We start from the raw sequence: 4,672 nt of genomic DNA, 5'->3' as shown, positions 1-4,672 counted from the left end.
GATGTGCTGCATTCGCGCGGCACGATGAGCCTTTATCACTATCGGCCGATGTCGGACGAGATCTACCGTGTGCCGGTGCTGATCGTGATGGCGACCACCAACCGCGGCTACATCCTCGACCTCGTGCCCGGGCAGAGCTTCATCGAGTTCCTGCTCAAGCGCGGCTACGACGTCTATATGCTCGACTGGAGCGCGCCGAGGCCGGAGGAGAAGAGCCTGCGCATGGAGGACTATGTCCTCGACTTCATCCCGGATTGCGTGCGGCGCGTGCAGAAGGATTCCGGCGAGCAGGACGTCTCCGTCATCGGCTATTGCTTCGGCGGCGTGCTGTCGCTGCTCTACGGCTCGATCTTCCAGGACGGGCCGATGAAGAATTTGATCTGCTTCACCACGCCGATCGATTTCCGCGAGATGAAGCTGTTCTCCAATTTCTCCGACCGCCGCTATTTCGACGTCGACCGCCTCGTCGACAGCGTCGGCAACGTGCCGCCGGAGATGATCCTGTCGTCGTTCGAGATGCTGCGGCCGGCCTCGCGCACTGTGAGCCAGATCCAGCTCTGGGAGAACATCTGGAACGACGAGTTCGTCAAATCCTACCGGATGTTCGACCGCTGGGCGACCGACACGCTGCCGCTGGCGGGCGAGTATTTCCGCACCATCACAAAGGACCTGATGTGGGACAACAAGCTGTTCAACGACACGATGTCGGTCGGCGGCCGTGCGGCGAAGCTCGAGAACATCAAGGTGCCGTTCCTGCATGCGGTCGCCGAGCACGATCACATCGTGCCCTATGACGCCGCAAAGCATCTGATCGCCAAGATCGGCTCCGAAGACAAGGAAGAGGTGATGCTGAAGGGCGGTCACGTCTCCCTCGTTGCCGGTGCCAACGCGGTGAAGCGGCTGTGGCCGAAACTGGATTCCTGGCTGGGAAAGAGATCGACATGAGTGAACAGCGTTCCTATCCGCGTCACGTCAAGACCGAGGCCGGTGACATCGAGATCCGCCTGATGTCGCCCGCGGACGAAGCCGCGGTGCTCGCCTTCGGCAAGGGCCTGCCGACGCACGATCTCCTTTTCCTGCCACGCAACATCAGCGAGCCAAAAGTGCTCTCGGCCTGGGTCAAGGAGATCGAGCGCGGCGCCATCATGAGCCTGCTCGCGGTCAGGGACGGCAAGGTCGTCGGCTGCGGCACGCTGGTGCGCGATCCCCATTCCTGGTCGCCTCATGTCGGCGAGATCCGCATGGTGGTCGCGCTCGATGTGCGCGGGAAGGGCGTGGGACGGGTGCTGTCGCAGGAGACCTTTGCGGTTGCGCTCGGCGCCGGCCTCGAAAAGCTCTCGGTCCAGATGACGGTCGATCAGCAGGCGGCGATCGCCCTGTTCGAAAGCCTCGGCTTCAAGGCCGAGGCGCTGCTGCGGGACCATGTCCGGGACGTCGATGGCAAGACCCACGACATCGTCGTGCTCGGCCACAACATCGCGCAGGTCCAGGCCCAGATGGAGGCCTATGGGCTGCCAGGCGCCGTCCAGCACTAAAGGGCGCCGTCCAGCACTAGGGACGGGCGGAGAGCTGTCGGGACCTGGAATGGCTACCGAGGCATCATAATGCCCTGTATTCAGGCTGTTCACGATTTCGTGATATCGCAGCGCACCAATGATATTGCACCGCACAATTAACTATGCCATATAAGCCGTGCCCCGGGCCAAAGCGGACGGGGTGAGCCCATAGCTCAACCCAATGAGGATGGAGAGAACCCCATGACCACCGAAACCAATTCGGCCTTCGACGGCATCAAGGACGCCTTCAAGAACATCCAGAACCTGGAAGTTCCCGAGGCTGCCCGTGAGTTCGTCAAGAAGTCTGCCAATACCGCCAAGGATCGCGCTGCCGAAGTTTTCGCAGGCTCCGAGCGGGTGACCGCCGCCATAGAGAACGCGGTGACGGGATCCGTGACCGAAGCCGGCAAGATCAGCCGCAATATTCAGCAGGCGATCTACCAGGACGCCGAGGCGTTCTTCGCCGGTATCGACAAGCTCGCGTCGGCCAAGTCGATCAACGAAGCCGTCCAGATCCAGTCGGACATGCTCCGTGCACGTGGCGAAGTGTTCGTCTCGCGCGCCAAGGCGACCACCGACTATCTCGGCAAGCTCGCCGCCGACAGCGCGAAGTCCGCTCAGGACAACTTCGCCAAGGTCTACAACAAGACCGCCTGATTGCGCGTCGCGTTGACAAACTGAATTTTGAGGCCCGCTTCGGCGGGCCTTGTTTTTTGCGCCGCCGTCATCATCGATCGTCATTCCGGAGCGCCCCCCGGAATCTCGAGATTCCGGGTCCGGTCCTGCGGACCGTCCCGGAATGACGTAACCTCGGTGAATCATGACTCCACCCGCCGCCTTCTCCTTCGACTCCCCCGGCGACAGCGAACGCGCGGCCGAGCTGCGCCGCGTCAAGGCGCTGGCAACACTGGTGCTGGCCTCGACGCTGGCGCTGTTCGTGGTCGCGAAATGGCTCTTGCCCGTGCATCCCGTGTTCGGCTTCATCGCGGCCTTCGCGGAAGCCGCGACCATCGGAGGCATTGCGGACTGGTATGCGGTGGTGGCGCTGTTCAAGCGGCCGCTCGGCCTGCCGATCCCGCACACCGCGATCATCCAGAGCAACCAGGCCCGCATCGCCGACAAGCTCGGCGAATTCATCCAGGTGCATTTTCTCGAGACCGGTCCGGTCGAAGCCAAGCTGAACGAGATCGATTTCGGCTCCTTCGTCGCGGACTGGCTGCGCGACCGCAAGCGCAGCGACGATCTCGCGCGCTTCGCGCTGCGCCTGCTGCCGGAGGCCTTCTCCGCGACGGAGACCTCCGGCCTGATGACCTTCATCATCCGCCGCATGTCCTCGCAGCTCCAGGCGATCGACCTCGCGCCGCTCGCCGCCGGCACCCTGCGCGGCTTCGTTGCCGAAGGGCGGCACCAGATCCTGTTCGACGATCTCCTGCGCGTGATGCACGACACGCTGAATCAACAAGAGACGATGGCGATGATCCGCGAGAAGGTGCGCGCGGAGTTGCCGACCCTGCTCAGGCTCTACCGCGCCGACAAGTTTCTGGTGAACAAGATCGTGGCGTCCGCTACCGCTTTCTTCAACGAGGTGCGCGGCGACCCCAAGCATCCATTCCGCGGCGAGTTCGACCGCATGGTGCTGAGCTTCGTCGACCGGCTCGGCACCGACCGGGCCTATATCGACCGCATCGACGGCTTGAAGCGCGATCTGCTGGCGCGGCCGGAGCTCGCCGATCTCGCCCGTACCGTGTGGGCCAACACGCGCTCCTTCATCGAACGCAGCGCGAGCGGCGAGACGCAGGTGTTGCAGCACCATCTCGCCGGCATGTTCGTCGCCGCGGGCGAGGCGCTTGCGGGCGACGCCGAGCTGCGCGGCGAGATCAACAAGGGTCTGGTGGCCGTGCTGCGCAGTTTCGTCGCCGACCAGAAGAGCGGCGTCTCGACCTTCATCTCCGACCAGGTCAAGTCGTGGAATATGACGCAGCTGATTTCGCTGATCGAAATCAACATCGGTCGCGATCTTCAATACATCCGTTTCAACGGCTCGCTGATCGGCGGACTCGCGGGCCTCGTCCTCTACTCCGTAGAATCCCTGCTTAGATTGCTGTGACTTTTGCGTCACGCCCGTGGGCATTAGCGCGCGGGCCTATTGTCGCCCGGCGCTCCACCAGCTTGAATGTCGAGAACCGACCGCCTAGCTGATTCATGTTGCGCTGCGGAACGTTCAAGAAGTCGGCGTATTGGAATTCATGCCCATTTGCCGGCGTCGCGGCCGGCATCTTCCCCGAGGAAACATTGATGACCGCTACCGCCCAGACGCTGAGTCCGCCGTCCCGCACCCTGATGTTTCTGGAGGGACGCGCCATCCACGAGCTCGGCGCATTCCTCGGCGCGCTGCCGCTGCTGAGCCTCGCGCCGCGCGGCGACGGGCATCCGGTGCTGGTCCTGCCCGGCCTCGTGGCGTCCGACGTGTCCACGCGTCCGCTGCGCTCATTCCTGAAGAGCAAGGGCTACGCGGTCAGCGGCTGGCGCCAGGGCCGCAACTACGGCCTGCGTCCGGGCGTGCAGCATGCGATGGTCGATCTGGTCCATGAGCTCAACGACACCCATGGCCGCAAGATCAGCCTGGTCGGCTGGAGCCTTGGTGGCCTCTATGCGCGTCAGCTCGCCAAGATGATGCCGGAGCGCGTGCGCCAGGTGATCACGCTTGGCAGCCCGTTTGCGGGCGACCCCCATTCGACCAATGCCTGGCGCGTCTACGAATGGGCAAGCGGGCGGAAGTCCAACGAGGTCGATCCGCAGTTCGGCGGCGAGCTCGCCGTGCCACCACCGGTGCCCACCACCGCCATCTTCAGCCGCACCGACGGCGTTTGCGCCTGGCAGGGCTGCATGGAAAAGGCGGGCGCCGAGACCGAGAGCATCGAGGTCGAGAGCAGTCATTGCGGCATGGGTCATCATCCCGCCGCGGTCTATGCGGTGGCCGATCGCCTCGCGCAGCAGGAAGGCCAGTGGCGGCCTTTTGATCGTAGAGGCTGGCGTAGCCTGGCGTATCCCGACCCGAATCGGTAAGTGGGCTTCTTCACCTCGCCCCGCTTGCGGGGAGAGGTCGGATCGCATCG

Annotated in this window: 5 protein-coding genes; all 5 read left to right on the top strand. The window is 63.7% G+C overall.

Annotated features, from left to right (window positions below; all coding sequences use genetic code 11):
- The coding region (locus tag ACXJL8_RS34485; protein ID WP_456686400.1) for an alpha/beta fold hydrolase at positions 1 to 945 on the top strand (945 nt) is incomplete at its 5' end.
- Positions 942 to 1,535, top strand: coding sequence for an N-acetyltransferase family protein (locus ACXJL8_RS34480; protein ID WP_456619274.1), 594 nt, complete (start codon positions 942 to 944; stop codon positions 1,533 to 1,535). The genes ACXJL8_RS34485 and ACXJL8_RS34480, both read left to right, overlap by 4 nt.
- Positions 1,536 to 1,757: 222 nt before the next feature.
- On the top strand, positions 1,758 to 2,213 hold the full coding sequence (locus tag ACXJL8_RS34475; protein ID WP_456619273.1) for a phasin: 456 nt from the start codon (positions 1,758 to 1,760) through the stop codon (positions 2,211 to 2,213).
- A 163-nt stretch (positions 2,214 to 2,376) separates the two neighbouring features.
- Positions 2,377 to 3,663, top strand: a complete 1,287-nt coding sequence (locus ACXJL8_RS34470; RefSeq protein WP_456619272.1) for a DUF445 domain-containing protein — start codon at positions 2,377 to 2,379, stop codon at positions 3,661 to 3,663.
- Between the two features lie 188 nt (positions 3,664 to 3,851).
- Positions 3,852 to 4,622, top strand: coding sequence for an esterase/lipase family protein (locus ACXJL8_RS34465; protein ID WP_456619271.1), 771 nt, complete (start codon positions 3,852 to 3,854; stop codon positions 4,620 to 4,622).
- Positions 4,623 to 4,672: the final 50 nt, after the last annotated feature.

It is taken from the genome of Bradyrhizobium sp. P5_C11_2 (genome assembly GCF_054049755.1).
This window is presented reverse-complemented; position numbering and strand designations above follow the sequence as displayed.

Excerpts from the sequence above, each read along its gene's own strand:
- ACXJL8_RS34480 (WP_456619274.1), top strand. The coding sequence starts at position 942 with ATGAGTGAACAGCGTTCCTATCCGCGTCACGTCAAGACCGAGGCCGGT.
- ACXJL8_RS34470 (WP_456619272.1), top strand. The coding sequence starts at position 2,377 with ATGACTCCACCCGCCGCCTTCTCCTTCGACTCCCCCGGCGACAGCGAA.
- ACXJL8_RS34475 (WP_456619273.1), top strand. The coding sequence starts at position 1,758 with ATGACCACCGAAACCAATTCGGCCTTCGACGGCATCAAGGACGCCTTC.
- ACXJL8_RS34465 (WP_456619271.1), top strand. The coding sequence starts at position 3,852 with ATGACCGCTACCGCCCAGACGCTGAGTCCGCCGTCCCGCACCCTGATG.